General features: G+C 30.8%; 24 protein-coding genes. 4 read left to right on the top strand and 20 right to left on the bottom strand.

The window, feature by feature from the left end; all coding sequences use genetic code 11:
* Nucleotides 1–278: 278 nt before the first annotated feature.
* The 12 genes from auxB to HMPREF2561_RS07540 form a co-directional block, all read right to left on the bottom strand.
* A complete protein-coding gene (gene auxB, locus HMPREF2561_RS07595) occupies nt 279–1,400 on the bottom strand; it encodes a lipoteichoic acid stability factor AuxB (protein ID WP_017175742.1) in 1,122 nt (373 codons plus the stop codon).
* 72 nt (nt 1,401–1,472) lie between these two features.
* Nucleotides 1,473–2,546, bottom strand: coding sequence for an ABC transporter substrate-binding protein (locus HMPREF2561_RS07590; protein ID WP_049382525.1), 1,074 nt, complete (start codon nt 2,544–2,546; stop codon nt 1,473–1,475).
* Nucleotides 2,543–3,352: an ABC transporter permease gene (locus HMPREF2561_RS07585; RefSeq protein ID WP_049416180.1), complete on the bottom strand. Its 810-nt coding sequence runs from the start codon at nt 3,350–3,352 to the stop codon at nt 2,543–2,545. Before HMPREF2561_RS07585 ends, HMPREF2561_RS07590 begins: the two co-directional genes overlap by 4 nt.
* Before the next feature lie 5 nt (nt 3,353–3,357).
* Nucleotides 3,358–4,161, bottom strand: a complete 804-nt coding sequence (locus HMPREF2561_RS07580) for an ABC transporter permease (RefSeq protein WP_017175745.1) — start codon at nt 4,159–4,161, stop codon at nt 3,358–3,360.
* Nucleotides 4,154–5,248 carry an ABC transporter ATP-binding protein gene (locus tag HMPREF2561_RS07575; RefSeq protein WP_017175746.1) on the bottom strand — a complete coding sequence of 365 codons (1,095 nt, stop codon included), beginning with the start codon at nt 5,246–5,248 and terminating at the stop codon, nt 4,154–4,156. The genes HMPREF2561_RS07580 and HMPREF2561_RS07575 overlap by 8 nt, the downstream gene beginning before the upstream one ends.
* A 13-nt stretch (nt 5,249–5,261) precedes the next feature.
* Entirely contained in the window at nt 5,262–5,801 is a 540-nt protein-coding gene (locus HMPREF2561_RS07570; protein WP_017175747.1) for a helix-turn-helix domain-containing protein, read from the bottom strand.
* Between the two features lie 130 nt (nt 5,802–5,931).
* Nucleotides 5,932–6,204 carry a UPF0223 family protein gene (locus HMPREF2561_RS07565; protein ID WP_048762325.1) on the bottom strand — a complete coding sequence of 91 codons (273 nt, stop codon included), beginning with the start codon at nt 6,202–6,204 and terminating at the stop codon, nt 5,932–5,934.
* A 144-nt stretch (nt 6,205–6,348) separates the two neighbouring features.
* Nucleotides 6,349–7,755 (bottom strand): dihydrolipoyl dehydrogenase, encoded by a 1,407-nt coding sequence (gene lpdA, locus HMPREF2561_RS07560; RefSeq protein WP_002455496.1) that lies wholly within the window; start codon nt 7,753–7,755, stop codon nt 6,349–6,351.
* A 3-nt stretch (nt 7,756–7,758) separates the two neighbouring features.
* The gene (locus HMPREF2561_RS07555; RefSeq protein ID WP_002488351.1) at nt 7,759–9,063 is read right to left on the bottom strand and encodes a dihydrolipoamide acetyltransferase family protein; all 1,305 of its coding nucleotides are present in this window, start codon (nt 9,061–9,063) and stop codon (nt 7,759–7,761) included.
* A 221-nt stretch (nt 9,064–9,284) separates the two neighbouring features.
* The gene (locus HMPREF2561_RS07550) at nt 9,285–10,262 is read right to left on the bottom strand and encodes an alpha-ketoacid dehydrogenase subunit beta (protein ID WP_002448131.1); all 978 of its coding nucleotides are present in this window, start codon (nt 10,260–10,262) and stop codon (nt 9,285–9,287) included.
* Between the two features lie 3 nt (nt 10,263–10,265).
* Nucleotides 10,266–11,378: a pyruvate dehydrogenase (acetyl-transferring) E1 component subunit alpha gene (gene pdhA, locus HMPREF2561_RS07545; protein ID WP_002448048.1), complete on the bottom strand. Its 1,113-nt coding sequence runs from the start codon at nt 11,376–11,378 to the stop codon at nt 10,266–10,268.
* Nucleotides 11,379–11,544: 166 nt separating this feature from the next.
* A complete protein-coding gene (locus tag HMPREF2561_RS07540) occupies nt 11,545–12,174 on the bottom strand; it encodes a YkyA family protein (RefSeq protein WP_049416174.1) in 630 nt (209 codons plus the stop codon).
* A 134-nt stretch (nt 12,175–12,308) separates the two neighbouring features.
* On the opposite strand from HMPREF2561_RS07540, the gene def reads away from it, so the two are divergent.
* The 3 genes from def to rnjA all read left to right on the top strand — a co-directional run bounded on the left by def (nt 12,309) and on the right by rnjA (nt 15,114).
* A complete protein-coding gene (gene def / locus HMPREF2561_RS07535; protein ID WP_002448106.1) occupies nt 12,309–12,860 on the top strand; it encodes a peptide deformylase in 552 nt (183 codons plus the stop codon).
* 356 nt (nt 12,861–13,216) lie between these two features.
* Nucleotides 13,217–13,435, top strand: a complete 219-nt coding sequence (locus tag HMPREF2561_RS07530) for a DNA-dependent RNA polymerase subunit epsilon (RefSeq protein WP_002448185.1) — start codon at nt 13,217–13,219, stop codon at nt 13,433–13,435.
* Nucleotides 13,435–15,114 (top strand): ribonuclease J1, encoded by a 1,680-nt coding sequence (gene rnjA / locus HMPREF2561_RS07525; protein ID WP_002448244.1) that lies wholly within the window; start codon nt 13,435–13,437, stop codon nt 15,112–15,114. Before HMPREF2561_RS07530 ends, rnjA begins: the two co-directional genes overlap by 1 nt.
* Before the next feature lie 38 nt (nt 15,115–15,152).
* Here the strand turns inward: rnjA and HMPREF2561_RS07520 are convergent, their stop codons facing one another.
* The 3 genes from HMPREF2561_RS07520 to HMPREF2561_RS07510 all read right to left on the bottom strand — a co-directional run bounded on the left by HMPREF2561_RS07520 (nt 15,153) and on the right by HMPREF2561_RS07510 (nt 18,298).
* Entirely contained in the window at nt 15,153–15,812 is a 660-nt protein-coding gene (locus tag HMPREF2561_RS07520; protein ID WP_002448135.1) for a potassium channel family protein, read from the bottom strand.
* Between the two features lie 123 nt (nt 15,813–15,935).
* Entirely contained in the window at nt 15,936–16,952 is a 1,017-nt protein-coding gene (locus HMPREF2561_RS07515; protein ID WP_017175752.1) for a cytochrome d ubiquinol oxidase subunit II, read from the bottom strand.
* Nucleotides 16,952–18,298 (bottom strand): cytochrome ubiquinol oxidase subunit I, encoded by a 1,347-nt coding sequence (locus tag HMPREF2561_RS07510; protein ID WP_017175753.1) that lies wholly within the window; start codon nt 18,296–18,298, stop codon nt 16,952–16,954. The genes HMPREF2561_RS07515 and HMPREF2561_RS07510 overlap by 1 nt, the downstream gene beginning before the upstream one ends.
* A 195-nt stretch (nt 18,299–18,493) precedes the next feature.
* Between HMPREF2561_RS07510 and HMPREF2561_RS07505 the strand changes: the two genes are divergently transcribed.
* Nucleotides 18,494–18,727, top strand: coding sequence for a glutaredoxin family protein (locus HMPREF2561_RS07505; protein ID WP_049382531.1), 234 nt, complete (start codon nt 18,494–18,496; stop codon nt 18,725–18,727).
* Between the two features lie 52 nt (nt 18,728–18,779).
* Here the strand turns inward: HMPREF2561_RS07505 and ptsP are convergent, their stop codons facing one another.
* The 5 genes from ptsP to auxA all read right to left on the bottom strand — a co-directional run bounded on the left by ptsP (nt 18,780) and on the right by auxA (nt 24,266).
* On the bottom strand, nt 18,780–20,495 hold the full coding sequence (ptsP, locus tag HMPREF2561_RS07500) for a phosphoenolpyruvate--protein phosphotransferase (protein ID WP_049416172.1): 1,716 nt from the start codon (nt 20,493–20,495) through the stop codon (nt 18,780–18,782).
* A 2-nt stretch (nt 20,496–20,497) separates the two neighbouring features.
* The gene (locus HMPREF2561_RS07495; RefSeq protein WP_002448249.1) at nt 20,498–20,764 is read right to left on the bottom strand and encodes a phosphocarrier protein HPr; all 267 of its coding nucleotides are present in this window, start codon (nt 20,762–20,764) and stop codon (nt 20,498–20,500) included.
* Between the two features lie 272 nt (nt 20,765–21,036).
* The gene (locus HMPREF2561_RS07490) at nt 21,037–21,579 is read right to left on the bottom strand and encodes a DUF697 domain-containing protein (protein ID WP_049420039.1); all 543 of its coding nucleotides are present in this window, start codon (nt 21,577–21,579) and stop codon (nt 21,037–21,039) included.
* 65 nt (nt 21,580–21,644) lie between these two features.
* Nucleotides 21,645–22,817 (bottom strand): class I SAM-dependent rRNA methyltransferase, encoded by a 1,173-nt coding sequence (locus tag HMPREF2561_RS07485; RefSeq protein ID WP_049420038.1) that lies wholly within the window; start codon nt 22,815–22,817, stop codon nt 21,645–21,647.
* A 153-nt stretch (nt 22,818–22,970) separates the two neighbouring features.
* Nucleotides 22,971–24,266: a lipoteichoic acid stability factor AuxA gene (auxA, locus tag HMPREF2561_RS07480; RefSeq protein WP_049420037.1), complete on the bottom strand. Its 1,296-nt coding sequence runs from the start codon at nt 24,264–24,266 to the stop codon at nt 22,971–22,973.
* Nucleotides 24,267–24,285 lie beyond the last annotated feature (19 nt).

Genomic DNA, 24,285 nt, shown 5'->3' with positions numbered 1-24,285 from the left:
TAATATCATTGCAAACCACACTATATTAAACTTTCATATCAATGTCATAATATGAATAGTATAGATTTAATTTTTAATATTAATGTAGGTTTTACAAATACTCCAATAGAACTGATTATTGCGATTATATCATTTCAATTATGTATGCATTTTATTTTAATTTATATCTTTCTATTATTACATACTTATCCAATTTTATTTTTATTGACGATAAATAAACTCCCAAGCAATTTAATTCAAATTGCTTGGGAGCTATACGTAAAACTAATAACCTTCAATTATTCTTGATCAACTGAGTGTTTCTCTTTGTTTTCTTCTTTATTTAAAATTTGCTTACGTTCTTCATAATTCATTCGACGTTGATTAACAGCACTTGGCTGATTCTTTCTTTTTTCTTTCATACGTTGATTATAAGCTTTACGTTTTTCTTTTTTCTTAGCACGTAATTCCGCTTTTTCTCTTTTACGTTGTGCTTTTTGTTCTTTCTTATCAATATATGAGTCTGTTTCTACATTATTTTCATCATCATTAACTTCATTCGGCATACTATTTTTTGATTTATATTTATACTTTCTTTGTCTTGAAAGCACGCCAGAAGTATCATCATCATTTGAAGATTGTTGATATTCACTTGTTACAGCACGTTTAGGATATTGATTATATTTATCTTCCTCAATATCATCATTAAAATCTTGCTCATTATTATTTTGATTAATATGATTATAATCCTCATAATCATGTTCTCTTTCATTATAATAACTTGAAGGTTTACGACGAGTACGACGTTCTGATTTTTTAGTCTTACGAGGTGGTTCTATGTACTCTTCTTCATCATTATATTGAGTAGGTTCTTCTTCATAATAATATCTATCATCATAATCATCTCTTTGATTATAATAAGGGGGATAATCGTAAGTAGAACCATATGCTGGAACAGTTTCTAATTTACTTCTTCTTGCAAACATCATAATCGCTGTAATGAAGAAGAAGATTGGAATAATTAATGTAATAAATAATAACACTAAAGGCAAAGTAATAATGGAAGCAATTAAAAATAATATTCCAGATAAAATTCTAATATTCATAGAAATTAAAGCTAAAAATGAAATTAATAAACAAATGATAAAGTACACGATAATTGCCCAAATTCCATTTTGTAACCATATAACAAATTGAGTCGTATTTAGACTATTGTTAACTAGTATTTGTTGTATTAATTGATTATTATTCATGGAATTTTCAAGATTTTGAATTGATGTATCATTACTGAATGATACGAGTGCAATAAACATTGTAATAACCGTTAATATTAATAAGAAAATCCAACTAATCCAACCTAAAAGTTTCTCAGTTAAACGGCTCACAGGTCGTTTGATTTGTGTGTATCGTTCTCCTGACATTTATTACAACTCCTTAATTGACTTGTCAAATTATTATATCTAATTTATAGGAAAATAACTACTAATTATCACTTATTTTAACGACATTTTAAAATTCAAGAAACTTTCGTTATATTCTCCTAATGTTTTCTCCCCTAAATCTTTATAAACTTCTAATCGTTTTTGTTCTTTTTGAGTTGGATAAAAACGGTGATCATTTTTTATGTTATTAGGTAATAAATTTCTAGCCGCCTTATTCGGAGTAGCATACCCAACCCATTCTGTATTTTGTTTATTATTTTTAGCATCTAATAAAAAGTTAATAAATTGATATGCGCCTTCTTTATTTTGAGCAGTTTTAGGAATAACCATGTTATCAAACCATACATTCGAACCTTCTTTAGGAACCACATAATCATAAGTATCTCCCTCTTGAACAAGTGGTGCTGCTACACCACTCCATACTACAGCAATATGGCCTTCATTTTGTTGAAGCATCATAGTAATTTCATCGCCTACTACCCCTCTAACTTGAGGTGTAAGAGATTGTAAGTCTTGTTCTGCTTGCTTAATATGAACAGGATTGGAATCATTTAAACTATAACCCAATTTATTTAAAGCTAACCCTATAATTTCTCTAGCCCCGTCAACAAGTAATATGTCATTTTTGTATTTAGACTGATATAAATCGCTCCAACTATCAAATTGTTCATTAGGATACGCTTTTTTATTGTATAGAATACCTACCGTTCCAAAAAAATAGGGTAGTGAATAGGTATTATGTGGATCATAAGCCATATTCATATAATCAGAATCCAAATTTTTAATATTGGGTATTTTCTGATGATCTAAAGGTTCTAATAAATGTTCTCTTTTTAATTTTTGAACCGTATATTCACTTGGAAATGCAACATCATAATGTGTACCACCATTTTTAATTTTTGCTTCCATGGCTTCATTCGAATCAAACGTTTCATAAACAACTTGCATACCTGTCTCTTTTTCAAATTTCTTTATTAAATCAGGATCAATGTATTCTCCCCAATTATATACATAGACTTTTTTACCAGTTTTTGTATTATCTTGAGAATTAAACCAATGACTTATTCCTAAACATATCAATCCTACTACAATGGCACCGATAATTAACTGAAAAAATTGTTTCATTCTATTGCACCTCTTTTAGCACTTCTACGTTTTAATGTATTTTGAAGTGCATAGTATCCAATAATACCTAGCACAATAGCTAAAAATAAGATTGTTGAAATAGCATTTATTTCCATACTGATACCTTTTCGAGCCATGGCATACACCTCTACTGATAAGACACTAAATCCATTACCTGTCACAAAAAAACTTACAGTAAAATCATCTAGGGAATAGGTAAGTGCCATAAAAAAGCCACCAATAATAGCAGGCATTAAGTTTGGTAAAAGTATACGTCCGAGTACTTGAGATTCTGTAGCGCCTAAATCACGAGCTGCATTTAACATATTATGATTCATTTCATATAGCTGTGGTAGCACAAGAATGACTACTATAGGTATACAGAATGCAATATGCGATGCTAATACTGTTCCAAATCCTAATCCTAATCCAAATATATGACCTAAAGTTGTGAACATAATTAAAAATGAGGCACCTATGACAACATCAGATGAAATCATTAGTACATTATTTAATGTAAGTAATGTCAATTTAAACTTCTTATTTCGCAAATAATAAATTGATATTGCTCCAAATGTTCCTATAATAGTAGATACTGCTGCGGATAGCAATGCAACTGCTATTGTATTGAATATTACAGACATTAAATGATCATCTTGAAATAAAGTTTGATAATGTTCTAATGTAAAATGTTCAAAATGTACCATATTTCCAGCTGAATTAAACGAATAAAACATTAAGAAAAAAATAGGAAGATATAATACAACAAGTAATATTCCTATATAAAGTTTTCCGTACCATTTCATTTAATTCACCCTCTTCCATTTGTTTCTTTAGATTTAGTAATAATTAAGATAAAGGCCATAAATACAATTAAAAAGATAGCTATTGTCGAACCCATTCCGTAGTTTTGAATAACTAAAAATTGTTCCTCAATAGATGTACCAATATTAATCACTTTATTTCCAGCTATCAGTCTAGTAATCATAAATAATGATAGTGCTGGTATAAATGTGACTTGAACACCTGTCATTATACCTTCTTTAGTCAAAGGAAGTATGATTTTACGAAAAGTAGTAAATGTATTTGCACCTAAATCACTTGAAGCTTGTAATAAATTATTAGGAATTGATTTCATGCTATTAAAAATAGGCAAAATCATAAATGGTATATAAATATAACTTGCAACAAGTAAAAACGCACCTGATGTAAACAACAAATTTAGGGGATCAATATGCATTATACCTAACATTTTATTAATCATACCTTCGTGACTTAAAATTCCAATAAAAGCATACGTTTTTAACAATAAATTAATCCATGTGGGTATGATTAATATAAGTAACCAAATATTTTGGAATTTTGAAGATCTAATAAAATAGGCTGCAGGATAACTTATAATTAGTGTAATGATTGTTATAAGTGTCGCATAAAAAATAGAATCCCACATCATTTTTAAATATTTCATTGAAAAAACTTGTCGATAATTTGTAAAACTAAAGTGACCATTTATATCGATAAATGAAAAATATACAAGTAATAGCACAGGAATAATAATAAAAATAATCATCCATAATAAATATGGAATGATGAGAAATTTATTTAAATTACGCATGTTCAATATCCTCATAACTTTCAATACGTTTATCAAATTCTTCTTCAGTTTCTCCAGGAACCATAATATGAATAGCTTCAGGTTCAAAAAACAAACCTACCTGACTTCCTATCGTTGTCTTTTTAGTAGATTGAATAACCCATTCATACCCTTTCTCATCAATACAACAAATTTCGTAATGTACACCTCTAAAAAGCATTGAATCGACAGTTGCAGTGAATAAACCTTGTGTCGATTCAACTAAAGAAATATCCTCTGGACGAATCACTACTTCAATTTTTTTCCCAGATGGAATCCGAGCATCAACACATTCAAAATCCTGACCATATATATTCACTACAAAATCTTTAACCATTGTGCCATCAACAATATTAGATTCTCCAATAAAATCAGCCACGAATCGATTCACTGGTTCATCATAAATATCTGTTGGTGTACCAAATTGTTGTATTTCACCATCTTTCATCACAAAAATATAATCACTAAGTGCCAATGCTTCTTCTTGATCATGAGTAACAAAAATAAAAGTGATGCCTAATCTTTTTTGTAACTCACGCAGTTCATATTGCATTTCAGTACGTAATTTTAAATCTAGTGCCGAAAGAGATTCATCTAATAATAAAATTTCAGGTTTATTTACAATAGCTCTGGCAATAGCGACTCTTTGTTTTTGTCCCCCACTCATTTCATCAATATGACGTTGTTCATAACCTGTGAGCTTAACAAGTTTTAATGCTTCTTTAACTTCCTTATCAATCTCTTGTTTAGAAAACTTTTTTAGTCTTAAACCAAAAGCAATATTCTCATATACATTTAAATGAGGAAATAAAGCATAATCTTGAAATACTGTATTTACTTTACGTTTATTTGCAGGTAATTTTTCGATAGACTGATTTTTATAAATAATTTGACCTTCATTAGGTTGTTCAAATCCTGCAATAAGCTTTAAAATCGTAGTTTTACCACAACCTGAGGGACCAAGTAACGTATAAAAATATCCCGATTCAATATCTAAGTTCATATTATTTAATATTGTTGTATCATTAAATTTCTTAGTAACTTTTTTAAAAGATAATAGTGATTCCAATCCATTTCCTCCTTTACAAATATGATGCTGTTGCTACAATTAGAATTTTAACTTCATTTTCTGAATGATTATGTAATTGATGTAATTCATTTGCTCTAAAATAAAGTACATCTCCCTCATAAGCTTGATAGCGCTCCTTACCTAACGTAAGTATTACACATCCCTCTAAACAATAAATAAAGGTATCAGATTCAGAAGGTTCAAAAGATTTGTACGATGATCCAGGCTTAATTGTTAATATAAGAGGTTCCATTTCATATTCATTTGAACTAGGTACAACCCAATTTAAAATATATCCTCTGTCATATTCATCATAAATAGTTCGTTCACTTTTTTTATATAATACTTTCTCTTTCGCTTTTTCTTTAAAAAAATCACTTGGTGTAGTACCTAATACTTCTAATATATTTAAAAATGTTTCCATACTTGGAGACGCATATTCACTTTCAATTTGTGAAATATATCCTTTTGATAAATCAGTTCGTTCCGCTAACTCTTCTTGAGTAAGATTTTTTTGACGTCTTAAATTTTTTAATTTATATCCAATCTGCATAACTAACCACCTAAAAAAGCTGTATATTGTTTACTATTATCAAACATTTTGTTTAATGCTTAATAAAAATAACAAAATACAGCTTTAAATTCAATAGGTATATTAAAAAATTGAGATTGAATTAGCAATCTTAATGTTTACTAAAATTTTCTCGATCAGGATGCTTTTTAACTTCTTGGATTACTTTATAGCTATTATAGCCACTTTTTTCTTCAAATTCTTTAAAAATTTGTTTTTCTTCAGCTTTACTTGGCACAATTTGTTTAAATTTTTTATATTGTTCCATTAACTCAGTACCTATTATAGACTTTTCATAATAGTTTTCGATTTGATTAAAAAATTTAATAACTTCAACCATTTCATCATTAGACCAATCTAAATCGAGTGGATATTGATATTCCATAGTTACCCTCCAAAATATAAACTTATTTCTATAAAAAAAGGTGGAACTAGATTCCTTATAAAAATCATAGTCCCACCGTAAATGGTTATTTCAATTATTTCAATTAAATACGTCGATTTAATTCACAATTATTTCAAAAGGAAATTACATAGTATGGATTGGTAATCCAATAGCTTTTTCAGCAACTTCCATAGTCATTTCACCTAATGTTGGGTGAGCATGAACAGTTAATGCGATATCTTCAGCATTCATACCTGCTTCGATTGCTAAACCTAATTCAGAAATAATATCAGAAGCACCATTACCTGCTACTTGAGCACCAATAACTGTGTCATCTTCTTTTAATGTAATTAATTTAACAAAACCAGTTGTATCATCTAATGATAATGCACGTCCGTTAGCAGCATAAGGGAATTTAGATGCTTTGAAATCTAAACCTTCTTCTTTAGCTTGAGCTTCAGTATAACCAACTTGAGCTAATTCTGGTTCAGTGAAGCATACAGCAGGCATACCAATATAATCAACTTCTGATGCTTGACCTGAAATTACTTCTGCAGCTACTTTACCTTCATAACTTGCTTTGTGTGCAAGTGGTAAACCAGGTACGATATCACCAATTGCGTAGATGTTTTTAATAGAAGTACGACTTTGTTTGTCTACTTCTAATAATCCACGATCAGCAAATTTAAGACCTAATTCTTCTAAGCCTAATTCGTCTGTATTTGGACGACGACCTACAGTTACTAATACATAATCAGCTTCAATTGTTTTTTCTTCACCTTTAGCTTCGTAAGTAACTTTAACACCGTTTTCAGTTTCTTCAGCGTTTTTAGCCATAGCTTCAGTGATAATTTCAACGCCTTTTTCTTTCATACCTTTTTTAACAGGTTGAACCATTTGTTTTTCGAAACCGCCAAGAATTTCTTTAGCACCTTCTAAAATTGTAACTTCAGAACCGAAGTTAGCAAAGGCAGTACCAAGTTCTGAACCAATATAACCGCCACCGACAACTACTAATTTACCAGGAACTTCTTGTAAGTTTAAAGCGCCTGTTGAATCGATAACGCGTTTACCAAATTCAAAATTAGGAATTTCAATTGGTCTTGAACCAGTTGCAATAATAGCATTTTTGAAGTTATACGTTTGAGCACTTTTCTCATCCATAACACGTAAACTATTTTCATCTACGAAATAAGCTTCACCACGAACGATGTCAACTTTATTACCTTTTAATAAACCTTCAACACCGCCAGTTAATTTATTAACAACTGATTGTTTAAATTCTTGAACTTTATCAAATTTAAGTGATACGCTTTCAGCAATAATCCCTAAATTTTCAGAATGTTGAGCTTCTACGAAACGATGAGAAGCATGTAATAACGCTTTTGATGGAATACATCCAACGTTTAAGCACACACCACCTAAGTCACCTTTTTCAACAATAGTAACTTTTTGTCCTAATTGAGCTGCACGAATTGCAGCAACATATCCACCAGGACCTGCTCCGATTACAATAGTATCTGTTTCAATTGGGAAATCTCCAACTACCATGTTTTACCCCTCCATTAATAATAATTCTGGATTATTTAATAAGCGTTTGATATGATTCATAGCATTTTGACCAGTTGCACCATCAATTTGTCTGTGGTCAAAGCTTAATGATAATGCTAATACTGGAGCTGCTACAATTTCACCATCTTTAACAATAGGTTTTTGAGCAATACGTCCAATACCTAAAATAGCTACTTCTGGGTGATTGATAACTGGAGTGAACCATTGTCCACCAGCTGAACCGATGTTACTAATTGTACATGTAGCACCGCTCATTTCTTGAGATGTTAATTTACCATCACGAGCTTTAACAGCTAATTCATTGATTTCATCTGAGATTTGGAAAATAGATTTACGATCTGCATTTTTAACTACAGGTACTAATAAACCTCTTTCAGTATCTGCAGCGATACCGATATTCCAGTAATGTTTGTGTACAATTTCACCAGCTTCTTCATTAAATGACGTATTCAGTGCTGGGTATTTTTTAAGTGCAGAAACAAGCGCTTTAACAACATATGGTAAGAATGTTAATTTAATACCTTGTTCAGCTGCAACTTCTTTGAATTTTTTACGGTGATCCCATAAGTCTTGAACATCAATTTCATCCATTAATGTTACGTGTGGAGCAGTGTGTTTTGAGTTAACCATTGCTTTAGCAATTGCTTTACGCATAGCAGGGATTTTTTCTGTAGTTTCAGGGAAGTCTCCTTCAGGTACTGATTGAGTTTGAACTGCAGAAGTATCTTCTGATGTTGAAGCAGCTGCACTTTCATTTGAAGCTGTTGCTGCTTGAGCACCGCCACCATTTAAGTGGTTATCGATGTCTTCTTTAGTAATACGTCCATTTTTACCTGAACCAGAAACTGCTTTAATGTTCACGCCTTTTTCACGTGCATATTTACGTACAGATGGCATTGCTTTAATTCGTCTATTTTCGTCTACTTTTTCATCTTGTGATGTTGAAGCTGCTGGAGTTTCTTCAGTTTTAGCTTCTTCTTTTGCAGGTTCTTCTTCTTTAGATGAAGCATCGTCATCATCATGACCTTTAAATTGCATTTCTTCTGCATCTGGTGCGTCAATTTTAACAATGACATCACCTACAACTGCTACAGTGCCTTCTTCAACTACTACTTCTTCAATTGTACCGCTTACAGGAGATGGGATTTCTACTACAGATTTATCATTTTGAACCTCTGCTAATACGTCATCCTCTTCAATTGTATCTCCGGCTGAAACAAACCACTTAACGATTTCACCTTCGTGGATACCTTCACCAATGTCGGGTAGTCTAAATTCAAATGCCACGTTCTTATCCTCCTAAGATTTAAATATTTATTATTTAAATAAATTTATAACATAGAGGAAGGACAGAATAATATGTCGTGTCTGTTAACACTTTATCATTTTGTCCTACGTCTCTAGTTTACAATTAATTATATATACTAATTATATATACATAAAATAAATAGAAAATACTTATTTTAAATATATAGATTCATATATAGCTTACTGTTTTGTATATACTATTAGAATTCTAAAGTAGCTTTAGCTTGTTCAATAATATCATTTTTATTTGGTAACCAAACGTTTTCAGCTTGAGTAAATGGATATACAGTATCAGCAGCAGCAACACGTGCAATTGGAGCTTCTAATGAAAGAATAGCACGTTCAGCTAATTCAGCTGCTACAGTAGCACCAACACCAGCTTGACGTTGAGCTTCTTGAACAACTACTGCACGACCAGTTTTTTCAACTGATGCAACTAATGTATCAATATCGATTGGTTGAACTGTACGTAAATCGATAACTTCTACAGAGTAACCTTCTTTTTCAAGTTCTTCTGCAGCTTTTTCAGATTCTTGTACCATTGCACCGTATGCAATTAATGTAATGTCATTACCTTCTTTTTTGACATTTGCTTTACCAATTTCAATTGTATATTCTTCTTCAGGAACTTCTTCACGGAATGAACGATATAATTTCATGTGCTCTAAATATACAACTGGATCGTTTGATCTAATTGATGAAAGTAATAAACCTTTAGCATCATAAGGACCAGATGGAATAACTACTTTAATACCTGGTGATTGAGCTAAAATACCTTCTAAGTTATCTGCGTGTAATTCTGGAGTGTGTACCCCACCACCAAATGGTGTACGAATTGTTACAGGAGCAGTTTTAGAACCACCTGAACGGAAACGCGTACGAGCGATTTGACCAGCAACTTCGTCAAACACTTCAAATACGAATCCTAAGAATTGAATTTCCATTACAGGACGGAAACCTTCTACAGTTAAACCAAGAGCTAAACCACCAATACCAGATTCAGCTAATGGTGTGTCGAATACACGGTCTTCACCGAATTCTTTTTGTAAACCTTCAGTAACACGGAATACACCGCCGTTAACACCAACGTCTTCACCGAAAATTAAAACGTTTTCGTCATTTTGCAATTCAGTTTTAAGCGCATTGTTAATCGCTTGAACCATTGTCATTTGTGCCATGGCTTATTTCGACTCCTTCTCTTTGTAAATTTCATATTGTTCAGCTAAATTTTGAGGCATATCTTCATACATGATATCCATTAAATCAAGAACAGTTTGTTTTGGAGTATTGTCAGCCTCTTTAATTGCTTTCTTGATGTCGTCTTTAGCACGTTCAATAACTTCGTTTTCTTTCTCTTCGCTCCATAATCCTTTATTTTCTAAGAATTTTCTGAAACGAACTAACGGGTCTTTTTTCTCCCACTCTGCATCTTCATCTGAAGTTCTGTAACGAGTTGGATCATCTCCAGCCATTGTATGTGGACCATAACGATAAGTCATAGTTTCGATTAATGTTGGACCTTCACCATTAATTGCGCGATCACGAGCTTCTTTAGTAGCTTGATATACAGCTAATGCATCCATACCATCAACTTGGATACCAGGGATACCTACTGCAATTGCTTTTTGAGCTAATGTAGTAGCAGCTGTTTGTTTACTACGTGGAGTAGAAATAGCATAGTTATTGTTTTGGATAACAAAGATTGCTGGTGCTTTATAAGCAGAAGCAAAGTTAATACCTTCGTAGAAATCACCTTGTGAAGAACCACCATCACCAGTGTAAGTGATAGCAACTGCTTTTTTACCACGTTTTTTAATACCGAATGCCACACCAGCTGTTTGGATATATTGTGCACCGATAATGATTTGTGGACTGAATGCGTTTACGCCTTCAGGGAATTGGTTACCTTTAAAGTGACCTCTTGAGAATAAGAAAGCATCAGTTAACGGTAAACCGTGCCAAATAAGTTGTGGTACATCACGGTAACCAGGTAAAATGAAGTCTTCTTTTTCTAAAGCATATTGAGAAGCTAATTGAGATGCTTCTTGTCCTGCTGTTGGAGCATAGAAACCTAAACGACCTTGTCTATTTAAAGAAATAGAACGTTGGTCAAGAATACGTGTCCACACCATTCTTTCCATTAATTCTACTAATTGTTCATCAGTTAAATCAGGTACTAAGTCTTCATTTACGACATTACCATCTACGTCCAAAATTTGAACCATTTCAAATTTCGACTGAGTATCATTTAATACTTTTACTGCATCGAATTGGGCTTGTAACTTAGGAGCCATTCAATTCACCATACCTTTCCCATATAATAGAAATTCATTTTATCCACTCATAGTGTACCACAATTATTTTAGACTGTTAAACATTTTCATAAAGTTCTGTATTACTAAAAAAAGATACAGTCTGAGAAACTGTATCAATGTAACAATTAACACTGTATTAGTGATGTTAAGAGATTAAATGATCGACGTCTTGTTTTTCTTTATTAACTGTATTCATTGCCTTAGCATAAGCCTGGAATTTTTTCTTAAAGTTTTCTTGAGCTTTATTAAGCGCATTGTTTTTTTCGTCTACTTGAGATTGCGTTACTCCATCTTGTTTGACTAATTCAAATAAATCTTTTTCTTTACTTAATACATTTTTATAAGCCTTAGCATAGTCGTCATGTGTTTTATATTTGTTTTTTATAGCATCATCAAGTTGTTTAACTTCTTTTCTTTTATTATCATTTTTAATATCGTTAATATGAGAATCGCCTTTTTTAAATTGCTTTTCGGAATTTTTTAAAATTGAAACTTCCTTATCAAAGGTTTTTTTTCGTTTATCAATATTATCAAGTACATCGTCAGCTGCTTTACTACGTGTATTACTGTCATTACTATTTGCTTTTTTATACAAACCTTGTTTCTTTTCTTCAAGTGAATTTAGTTTTTTACTAACCTCATTTATAGATTGTTCTTTATCAAATGCTTTTTGAACATTATCGTCATAAGCTTTTACCTCTTTTTTATCAGTTGTACAACCAGCTAATAAAAGTGTAGAGGCAGCTGCAACAACTATGGTTTTACGTAATTTCATTAATGTCATTCCTCCTCATAGTGTTTCGATTGTAATATTATATAAAGATAGTTTATAAATCAAATGAAACTATATAATGTACGTAAATGTATATTATCTGTTATATTTTATATTATATAAGGAAGGTGTATAACATGTTAACAATGAAAGATATTATTAGAGATGGACATCCTACGTTACGCGAAAAAGCAAAAGACGTGAATTTACCTCTTTCTGAAGAAGACAAAAATACTTTGCGTGATATGCGTGAATTTTTAATTAATAGTCAAGATGATGAAATTGCTAAAAAATATGGTCTACGCTCTGGAGTAGGTTTAGCTGCACCACAAATTAATATTTCAAAAAAAATGATAGCTGTGTATTTACCTGACGATGGGGAAGGTAAATCTTACGACTATATGTTGGTCAATCCTAAAGTAATTAGTCATAGTGTTCAACACGCTTATTTACCTACTGGTGAGGGTTGTTTAAGTGTAGATGAAAATATACCTGGTTTAGTTCATCGTCATTATAGAACAACAATTAAAGCTTATGATATTGATGGTAATGAAGTTAAATTACGTTTAAAAGGTTATCCAGCAATTGTATTTCAACATGAAATTGATCATTTAAATGGTATTATGTTCTACGATTATATCGATAAAGATCATCCTCTTACTCCATTACCAGACTCAGTTGAAGTCTAATATTCAAGCCTAATGCATTTTTACATTATTGTAATAAATGTGTTAGGTTTTTCTTTTTTTATTCAATTTCCTCCTACTTTTACTACATATAAACTGCTTTATTTATTCTGATACATAAGGTAAAATAAAAATTAACTGAAATCATAGTAAATTACTATCTTTCAAAAAATGAACGACATGTATGATTTGCCTTTAAGCACAGTAAAATAAATATTATTTTATATTAAAAATTTAAAATACCTGTTATGTAGCATTCACGTTAGATGTGAAAATAAATAAACATGTATATTTTATTTATTTTCTACTTGTGCTCATAAGACAATAAATAAACATTTATTTAGGAGGAAATATATATCATGGCAGTATTTAAAGTATTTTTTCAACATAATAAAGACGAAGTAATTGTTCGTGAGAACACAAATACAATTTATGTTGAAGGTGAAACTGAAGAACAAGTAAGACGTTATTTAAAAGATCGCAATTATAATATCGAGTTTATTACTAAATTAGAGGGCGCACATTTAGAATATGAAAAAGAACATTCTGATCACTTTAATGTGGAGAACGCTCAATAATGAAACAATTACATTCTAATGAAGTAGGTGTATATGCTCTAGGCGGCTTAGGTGAGGTTGGTAAAAACACTTATGCTGTGGAGTATAAAGATGAAATTGTTATCATCGATGCTGGAATTAAGTTCCCTGATGATAATTTATTAGGTATAGACTACGTTATTCCTGATTATACCTACTTAGAACAAAATCAAGATAAAATTGTTGGTTTATTTATTACTCATGGACATGAAGACCATATAGGTGGTGTGCCCTACCTATTAAAGCAAATTAATGTGCCTATTTATGGTGGCCCTTTAGCTTTAGGTTTAATACGCAATAAATTAGAAGAACACAATTTACTGCGTAATGCTAGTTTAAATGAAATTACAGAAGATAGTGTTATAAAATCTAAACATTTTGAAATTTCTTTTTACTTAACTACGCATAGTATCCCAGAAGCATATGGTGTTGTTGTTGACACACCTGAAGGTAAAATTGTCCATACTGGTGACTTCAAATTTGATTTTACACCTGTTGGTGCGCCTGCAAATATCGCCAAAATGGCAGAGCTTGGTAAAGAAGGCGTATTATGCTTGTTATCTGACTCTACGAATGCGCTAGTTCCTGATTTCACATTAAGTGAACGTGAAGTTGGACAAAATGTCGATAAAATTTTCCGTAACTGTAAAGGTCGTATTATTTTCGCAACCTTTGCATCAAACATCTATCGTGTCCAACAAGCGGTGGAAGCAGCAATTAAATATAATCGTAAAATTGTAACTTTTGGCCGTTCAATGGAAAATAATATTAAGATTGGTATGGAGCTGGGTTATATCAAAGCACCCCCAGAAACATTTGTTGAGCCTAACAAAATTAATAATATTCCTAAACACGAGTTACTTATTTTATGCACTGGCTCTCAAGGTGAACCAATGGCTGCACTTTCACGTATCGCTAATGGTACACACAAACAAATTAAAATTATACCTGATGATACTGTAGTATTCAGTTCTTCTCCTATTCCAGGGAATACTAAAAGTATCAATCGTACAATTAACGCATTATATAAAGCTGGTGCTGATGTTATTCACAGTAAGATTTCTAATATTCATACATCAGGACATGGTTCTCAAGGCGACCAGCAGTTAATGCTTCGTTTAATTCAACCTAAATACTTCTTACCTATTCATGGTGAATATCGTATGCTAAAAGCTCATGGTCAAACAGGTATTGATTGTGGTGTTAAAGAAGAAAATGTCTTTATTTTTGATATTGGTGATGTTTTAGCTTTAACACACGATTCTGCGCGTAAAGCTGGTCGAATTCCATCTGGTAATGTATTAGTTGATGGAAGTGGCATCGGTGATATTGGTAATGTTGTCATTCGAGATCGTAAATTATTATCTGAAGAAGGATTGGTTATTGTTGTAGTAAGTATTGATTTTAATACAAATAAACTTCTTTCAGGTCCAGATATTATTTCACGTGGTTTTGTTTACATGCGTGAATCTGGCCAATTAATTTATGATGCACAACGAAAAATTAAAACGGATGTTATTTCAAAACTAAATTCAAATGATGATATTCAATGGCATCAAATTAAATCTTCAATCATTGAAACGTTACAGCCGTATTTATATGAAAAAACAGCTCGTCGTCCAATGATTTTACCAGTAATTATGAAAGTAAATGAAGAATAAACACACACGGTATTTCTTAAGAAATACCGTGTGTTTTACTATCTTACTATTTTTTTCTCAAAACGATTTAAATCATTATCGTGGCCGATCATTATCATAATATCTCCAATTTCAATATTCATGTTTGGATCTGGTGACACAATGATTTCTCGTCCTCTTTTTATTGCAATAATATTAATACCGAATTGTGCTCGAATATCTAAATCTCTGATTGTTTGACCAGTCAATTTTTCACTTACTTTTAACTCTACTAATGAATGCTCATCTGCGAGTTCAAGGTAGTCTAGTACACTTGCACTTGCTACATTATGTGCAATACGACGACCCATATCTCTTTCTGGATGTACCACAGTGTCAGCACCAATTTTATTCAAGATCTTTGCATGATAATCGTTTTGTGCTTTGGCCGTAACTTTTTTAACACCTAATTCTTTCAATATTAAAGTTGTTAATGTACTAGATTGAATATTCTCACCTATTGCTACAATGACATGATCAAAATTTCGTATACCTAAACTTTTCATTACCGCTTCATCTGTAGTGTCAGCTACAACAGCATGTGTCGCAATTTCACTATATTCATTTACTCGAGCTTCATCTCTATCAATAGCCATAACATCCATATCTAAAGCGTTTAACTCTCTTACAATACTTCCTCCAAAACGACCTAATCCTATTACTACATACTCTTTCTCCATGAATTCTGGAACTCCCATCTAAAAAATAAGAGCTAAAATGATAAGTTCATTTATATACTAGAAACTTATTCAAAGTTCTATAAATATAAATCACTCTCATTTCAGCTCCTCTCTTAATTTAAATTACTTTTTACCTTCCACATATTGTTTATCAAAAACGAATAATCTCAATAACAATATTAACGATGGAAGTAATAAAAGTAAACCTAAAATAAAGACGATCGTTAATGCTAAGCCCATTGATGAGTTTACACCTGAATCTGAAATTTTAATATATGGATAAAGAATATAAGGTAACTTACTCATACCGTAGCCGTAAAAAGCGAAAGCCATTTGTAAAATCACCATAATAAATGCTAAACCATGATACTTTTTAATCATATTTAAAATTCCTGCAATTAAGAAGAAAATAAAACTAATTGCAAACATCCACCAATAATGCGTAATTGCATTATAAAAGTGATTAGAGTTTTGTATTCTTAATGATAAGAATACAAATAATGAAATAATAATCATCGGTGGACCCCAGAACATAAACCATTGACGCATAAATTTATAAGCCACTTTATCTTTTGCTTTAGAAGCGTAATATGTTAAAAACCCTGATGATATATATAACACACTTACAATTGCTAAAAATACAACTGACCATGCAAAAGGACTTAATAGTAATTGTACCCAATCCAAATCAAAATGATTGCCTTGTTCATTAATGTATCCGCCTTCTGAGATAGTCAATACAGTTGCGAGTGCTGCGGGTATTAAAAGCCCAGTAATACCATATAAAAATATCCAAGGCAGTTTATTATCTTGTCCATAATGTTCAAAAGCATAAAAACTACTTCTAATAGAAATAAGAATTAAAGCGATTGAACCAGGAACTAATAACACTGTCCCTAAATAAAGAGCTGAATCTGGGAAAAATCCGACAAAACCTACAAAGAAAAATACAAAAAATACATTTGTTACTTCCCATACAGGATTTAAATATCTTTCTATAAGATGATTAATCTTTTTTTCTTCTCCCGTTAATTTTGTATGCAAAGTTAAAAATCCAGCACCAAAATCAATAGACGCTACGATAATATAACAAAATAGGAAAGTCCATAATACTGTAATACCTATGCCAGTATAATCCATTATTCTTGACCTCCAATCACTTTATCAATATCCTCGCGAGCTGGTTTATTTCTAAACATTCTCAATAATACATAAGCAGATGTAAAGAGAAGTACAAAATAAAGTAAACCGAATAAAATTGTTACTAATGTAATTCCTCCTGCCTGTGTAGCAGCTTGGCTAACACGCATGTAACCTCTAACAATCCATGGTTGACGTCCCATTTCAGTTAAGAACCAACCAAACTCTATAGCAAGCATTGAAGCAGGTCCTGTTAAAAGTACTGCATAAAGCATTACTTTTTTAGTTATAATAGGACGTAGTTTTTTTATCAATAATGCTAATATAAAAATGCCTGATACGATAAAACAAAAGATTCCCATAGCTACCATTAAATCAAAGAAATAATGAACGATTAATGGAGGTAAATCATTTTTAGGAAATTCATTTAAACCTTTTACTTTAGTATTAATATTATTATCAGCTAAAAAGCTCAGTAATCCAGGAATTTTTATAGCTCCTGAAACTTCTTGAGTGTTTTCATTTAAGACACCAAAAAATACTAAATCTGCTTTGGAATGTGTATCAAAATGCCACTCATATGCAGCTAATTTTTCTGGTTGTACTTTATGAAGAAACTTAGCAGACAAATCTCCCGCTAACATTGATAATAATGTTTGAATAAATCCAAGAATCATAGTCATTTTTAACGCTTTTTTATGATATGGCGCATCTTCACTATATTTATTTTTCAATAATTTAAATGCAGCAATTGCTGCCAAAATAAATGCCATCGTCATACCAGCTGTTGCAACAACATGAAATGCTCTAACTAAAAATGAAGAATTGAACATTGCTTCAAATGGTTGAACATTCACCATTTTACCTTTTTTCATTTCAAAACCTGCTGGAGTATTCATAAATGAGTTCACTGAAGTAATAAAGAACGCTGAGAATGAACCACCAATAATAACAGGTAAACTAATTAAAAAATGTATCCATTGATTTTTAAAACGATTCCATGTATACAGATAAATACTTAAAAAGATTGCTTCAAAGAAGAAAGCAAATGTTTCCATGAAAAGAGGAAGCGCGATAACATGGCCACCCATTTTCATAAACGTAGGCCAAACAAGTGAAAGTTGTAATCCAATAATTGTTCCAGTTACAACCCCAACTGCAACTGTAATCGTATACCCTTTTGACCAACGTTTTGCTAATGCTATATATTTAGGATCTTTCTTTTTGATCCCTAAAAACTCTGCGATTGCAAACATTAATGGCATTCCTACTCCAATAGTAGCAAAAATAATATGAACGCCTAATGTCATCCCTGTCAAAAAACGACTAATTTCGACAGAATTCATACTTAACCACCTTTTCTATAATTTAAAATTTAATCCTATAGATTTAAATTATATACCTAAACATTAGTAACTAAAATTTTTTTGTTTACTTTTTAATAGATAATTTAAATGGAATTCACATAAAATTCAAAATTTGCATTTTTTAATTACCTTATATATAGTAAGAAAAGTATAATTAAAAGGAGAATATGATTTATGTCTAAAATAATTATCTATACACAAGATGATTGTCCACCTTGTAATTTTATAAAAAATTATTTAACGGAACATCATATTAATTTTATTGAAAAAAATATTAAGCATCCTTCTTATCGTAATGAAATGTTAGAATATGATGCATTCTCTACACCATTTATCTTATTAAATGAGGAGCCTATGTATCATGTAGATTTAGAAAAAATCAACAGAATATTTGATATCCAACTGTAATACATAAAAAAAGAACCTGAGACATCATAAGTTGTCTCAGGTATTTTTAATATTATTTAGAAATGCGATGAACAAGTTCTTTAACTTCATCTTGTGTTGCACAATTAATGGCACGATTTGCTAATTCCGCCATTTCGTTTTTACTTAAACCATTAATTTGTCTTCTAGCTTTAAGAATAGAGGTTGCACTCATAGAGAACTCATCTAATCCTAAACCTAATAATAATGGAATTGCTGTTTCATCGCCAGCCATTTCACCACACATACCAGTCCATTTACCTTCTTTATGAGAAGCTTCAATGACCTGTTTAACTAAACGTAAAATTGCTGGGTTATATGGTTGATATAAATATGAAACACGTTCAGACATACGGTCAGCTGCCATAGTATATTGAATTAAGTCATTAGTTCCTATACTAAAGAAATCTACTTCTTTAGCAAAGATATCAGCTAACGCAGCAGTAGAAGGAATCTCTACCATGATACCTACTTCGATATCATCAGCAACTTCTTGTCCTTCGCTAGTTAATTTATCTTTTTCTTCTAAAAGAATAGCTTTAGCATCTCTAAACTCTTTAATAGTGGCTACCATTGGGAACATAATATTTAATTTACCATAAGCAGATGCGCGTAATAACGCACGTAATTGTGTTCTGAAGATGTCTTGTTGATCTAAGCACAAACGAATTGCACGATAACCTAAGAATGGATTCATTTCTTTAGGTAAATTTAAATATGGTAATTCTTTATCTCCACCAATATCTAAAGTACGTACAACAACGCGTTTATCTTTCATAGTTTCTAACACTTTTTTATACGCTTCAAATTGTTCGTCTTCAGTTGGCATTTGATCTCTACCCATATATAAAAATTCTGTTCTATAAAGACCAATTCCTTCAGCGCCATTTTCCATAACACCATATAAATCATCAGGTGTACCAATATTAGCAGCTAATTCTGCATGTTCACCGTCAACAGTTACAGTTTCGGCATCACGAAGTTTTTGTAATTCTTTTTTATCTTCAAAGAAACGCTCACGTTTATTTTGATAAGCAATGAGTTCGTCTTCAGTTGGATCTATGATAACGTCACCAGTAATACCGTCAACAATAACCATATCTCCTTGTTTTACTTCATGAGTAATCGATTTAGTACCAACCACGGCTGCAATTTCTAATGAACGGCTCATAATTGCAGAATGACTTGTACGTCCACCAATATTTGTAACAAAACCTTGAACAAACTCTTTGTTTAATTGTGCAGTATCAGATGGTGTTAAATCGTTTCCTATAATAACTACACTTTCATCAATCATACTAGGATTTGGTAACTCCACGCCTAAAAGATGAGCAAGTACACGCTTAGAAACGTCACGAATATCTGCTGCACGTTCTCTCATATATTCATTATCCATAGATTCAAAAATAGTAATGAATTGAGTCGTAACTTCATTTAATGCTTCTGGAGCATTGACTTTCTCATTCGCAATTTTATCTTCAATTGGCTGAATTAATTCTGGGTCATCAAGTACAAGTAAATGTGCATCAAAAATAGCAGCTTTATCTGCACCTAATGATTTTTCAGCATTATTTCTAATTTTTGTTAATTCAATTTTGGAAGCTTCTAAAGCATTTCTGAACTTTTTAATTTCAGCATCAGTATCAGTAATTTTCTCATTTGTAAATGATAAATCAGGTTCTACTAGTAAATATGCTTTGGCAATTGCAACTCCATCAGAAGCTGCAATACCTTTAATTAATTTAGACATAATTACTCTGTTAAACCTTCTTTTGATAAAACTTCACTGATAGCTTGAATTGCATCTTGTTCATCGCTTCCATCAGCATAGATAGTGATTTCAGCATCTTTACCTACACCTAAACTCATAACGCCCATAATTGATTTTAAATTTACTTTTTTACCGTTATATTCTAATTGAATATCTGAATCAAATTTAGATGCAGTTTGCACTAACATTGTAGCTGGGCGTGCATGAATTCCAGTTTCGTCAACAATTACATATGATTTTTGTTCCATAATCTATTTCTCCTCCGTAAGTTAGAAAATTAATTTTCTTATTATCTAACATAAAAATTTATACCCTAACACTACCAAAATATATAACTGAATTCAATTCTTATATAATTGAATTATTATAGAAAAATACACTTATATTAATAAAGTAGCAATCATTATATAAGTAATCAAACAAAGTTTGATTACTTATAATAGGTATAGCGTTATGTTAGTCAATTTTCTAATGTTATATATAAATTTCTTCCCTTTTATTATACTACATTTTTAAAAAATTAAATAATATCACGTAAAACTTTTTCACATTTTTCTATATGATCTTGACCTAATTTATTCATAAAGTAGTAACTAATTGAAGCTGAAACAGCTTGTCCCACTATTGGGAACCATTTTGTTTGTTTTGCTGCTGTACGCTTAGCAACATCTCTAATAATTAATTTCAAAGCACCACTAGTTACTTTTTCACCAATCATTGAACTACCTTGAATTGCTGCTGCTGATAAAATACGTTCTTTAACATCTTCACCAAGAGAATTGACTTGTTTTTGATCAAGACCATAAATTTTATTAATATCTTCAATAATATCTTTCATCAATTTGATATCTACACCAAAGTCTAATCCTGGAATTGGCACAACACTCATCCCTGAAGATAATAAAGATTTTTTCTTAACAACAGCTTTAGCTTTTTCTCTACGTTGTGCAATTTCTTCTTCATTTTTAGGTAAGATATCTTTTTCGTTAATTTCTTCTATATCTAAGACCTTTTTACCAACTTTATCAGTAACTCCATTTGTAATTTTATTAATAATACTCACTTACTGACTCACCTTTCGTTTTTCATAATATTTTCAATATACATTTAATACCCTATTTCAGTACTTTAATGCTTAATATTTATGAATACAGCTTTTAAATATTTAGAAGGTTTATAATGTGGATGTGTTTTAAAGTCTTTTGGTAATCCCATGACTTCTTCTATTTCATATTCTACGTTAGCTTGTTCCAATGTTTTCTTAATTACATTTTTAAATGCTTTTAAAGAAAAAGCACTTGAATTTGTACATAGCAGCAATGTACCATCTGGTGCTAAAACATCTAAAGCACCATTAATTAAATCATCATAATTTTTTTGTACTGAAAAAGTTTTCTTTTTATTACGTGCAAAACTAGGCGGATCAATAACTATTGTGTCATATTGTTTTCCATGACGTGCTGCATAATTATAAAAATCAAATGTATCCATAACATAGATATATTGACTTTTAGGGTCTACACCATTTAACCCAAAATTTTCTTCGGTTAATGTACGAGAACGATTAGCTAAATCTACACTTGTTGTAACTTTAGCATTTTTAGATGCTACTACTGAAAACGCGCCCGTATAACTAAATAAATTTAAAATACTTCTATTTTCGGCAAAATAATCACGTAATTTTTTACGAACTTCTTTTTGATCTAAAAATATTCCTGTCATCAATCCATCGTTTAAATCAACATTGTAAAATGTAAAATTTTCTTCAATAACTATTGGAAATTCTGGAGTTTTTCCAAGTACATGTCCCCCTGTATACTCCGTATCTTTAAAGCGCATTTTTTCAAAAACAGATTCAAATTTAAATACTTTTTTTATTGCTTCAATAATTATATAACGAAACTTGTAAATTCCTTTTGAATACCATTGAATAAGTAAATGTCCATTATAATTATCAATAGTTAAGCCTCCAACGCCGTCTCCCTCAGCATTAAATAGTCTAAAAGCATTAGTTCCTTCTATATTATAGTAATACTCTCTTTCTTCTAGCGCTTTTTTAAATAAATTTTCAAAGAAAGTAATATTGATATCTTCTTCTTGGCTATATGTAATTACCCATCCTATGCCTTTATGTTGACGTCCTACATAAGCTGTTGCTATGTATTGGTTATTTTCAGTAACTATATTAAACAAGTCACCTTCTTTTAAATGATCATGTTGAAAAATATCTTCTTCTTCAACTAAAGGATATTGATTTAAATATTTAGTTTCTTTGCCTTTATTTAAAGTTGCTATTTTCATTTTAATTTCTCCTATTTTAATTTTTTTAACGAATCTGTTGTGATTTACTCTACTATTTTAACAAATTTAAAATTCTTCACCTAAATATTAAATTAAAAAAAGAAGTGGAACACTGAATTCAAAAATGAATTCTATTCCACTCCCTTACTCAGATTATGGTTTTTCTTTTAATTGCAATGAAAATGCTATAATTACAGGTATTAACATAATAATTAATGTAGGTGTTATAAATATTGAAAGTAATAGACCATGAATCATTATATTAATAAATTCAGTAAGCAATTTGAAAAATAGAATACTAATCATAAACAACTGTAAATAGTAAAATTTGCCTCTTAAAAAATGAGTAAATGTCGTAGCAATGTAAATGATAATAATAAAGAGTAATATTAACAATGTAATCCATTCAATCACGTATTGAGTTTGTGATAATTTCCATTCTCCAGATACAAATAGAGCATTTCTGTTATTAAATTCTATAAATGTAAATAAGAATAAGATAAACCCACAGAAAATTTCCACATATGCTGGTTTAATCCATTTAGGACGTCTCATCCACTTAGGAATATCATCTTCTTCTATATCTACAATATTTTTAAATTTACTTTTAAATTTATCGCGTTTAGATCTAATTTTATCTAAATCTACACTTCTTCTTGTCTTATGTGCATATTCTGATGTTTTATCTTGAAGTTGTTTAAAATGAACTTTTGATTGAGTCGAAACGTTTCCTTTTTGAGTTCTTGATAATTCAGGCTCTTCTTCCCCTAATTCTTCTTTTGTTAAAGGTAACGCACGGCGTAAGAATAAGAAATTCCAAATTGCCGCTTGAGCTAATAACCACATAATGATGAAGAATGTATTTACACTTAAAATATCAATAGGCTCAATCTCATTTGCATCGATTTTGCCATACAATGACAGTTGAGTAATCAAGTAACTTATTCCATATGAAATAATAATCCATAAATAATGAACTTTTCTATTTTCTTGATACAATTCATCTTTATAAACGATATATCCTGTATGAATCACAAATGGAATAATGAATATAATTGCCCAAAAACCATATACTTGAGTCATCAATGTAATTGTAATGAGGAAGTATAAAATACCAATGACTAAAAAGAAAATTGAGATGTCGTAATCATATTTGGTTGTTCTAAATAACGTATATCCAATCAATATGACTAGAATACCAAATAGAATAATTATGACTGCACTTACAACTGGAAAGTTGCCTATGAATCTACTCATCACTCTAATTATTTCACTAAAAAATGCATTAAGAAAGTCCCATATATTATGTATTTTTAAGTCAATTTTATCTTTATTTTTTAGTTTATGAATTAAAGGCAAATTGATCAAGATAATGAGACCTGTGAAGAGTGAAACGATACCGATCAAGTAACTATAGATAATCTCGGCGTGTTTCTTAACAAAAGACATACAGTTCACCTCAAAATTA

The sequence above is a fragment of the Staphylococcus sp. HMSC069E10 genome (assembly GCF_001809205.1).
Taxonomy (GTDB): domain Bacteria; phylum Bacillota; class Bacilli; order Staphylococcales; family Staphylococcaceae; genus Staphylococcus; species Staphylococcus hominis.
Note: the sequence above shows the minus strand (reverse complement) of the source record. Positions and strands in the feature narration are given on the sequence as shown.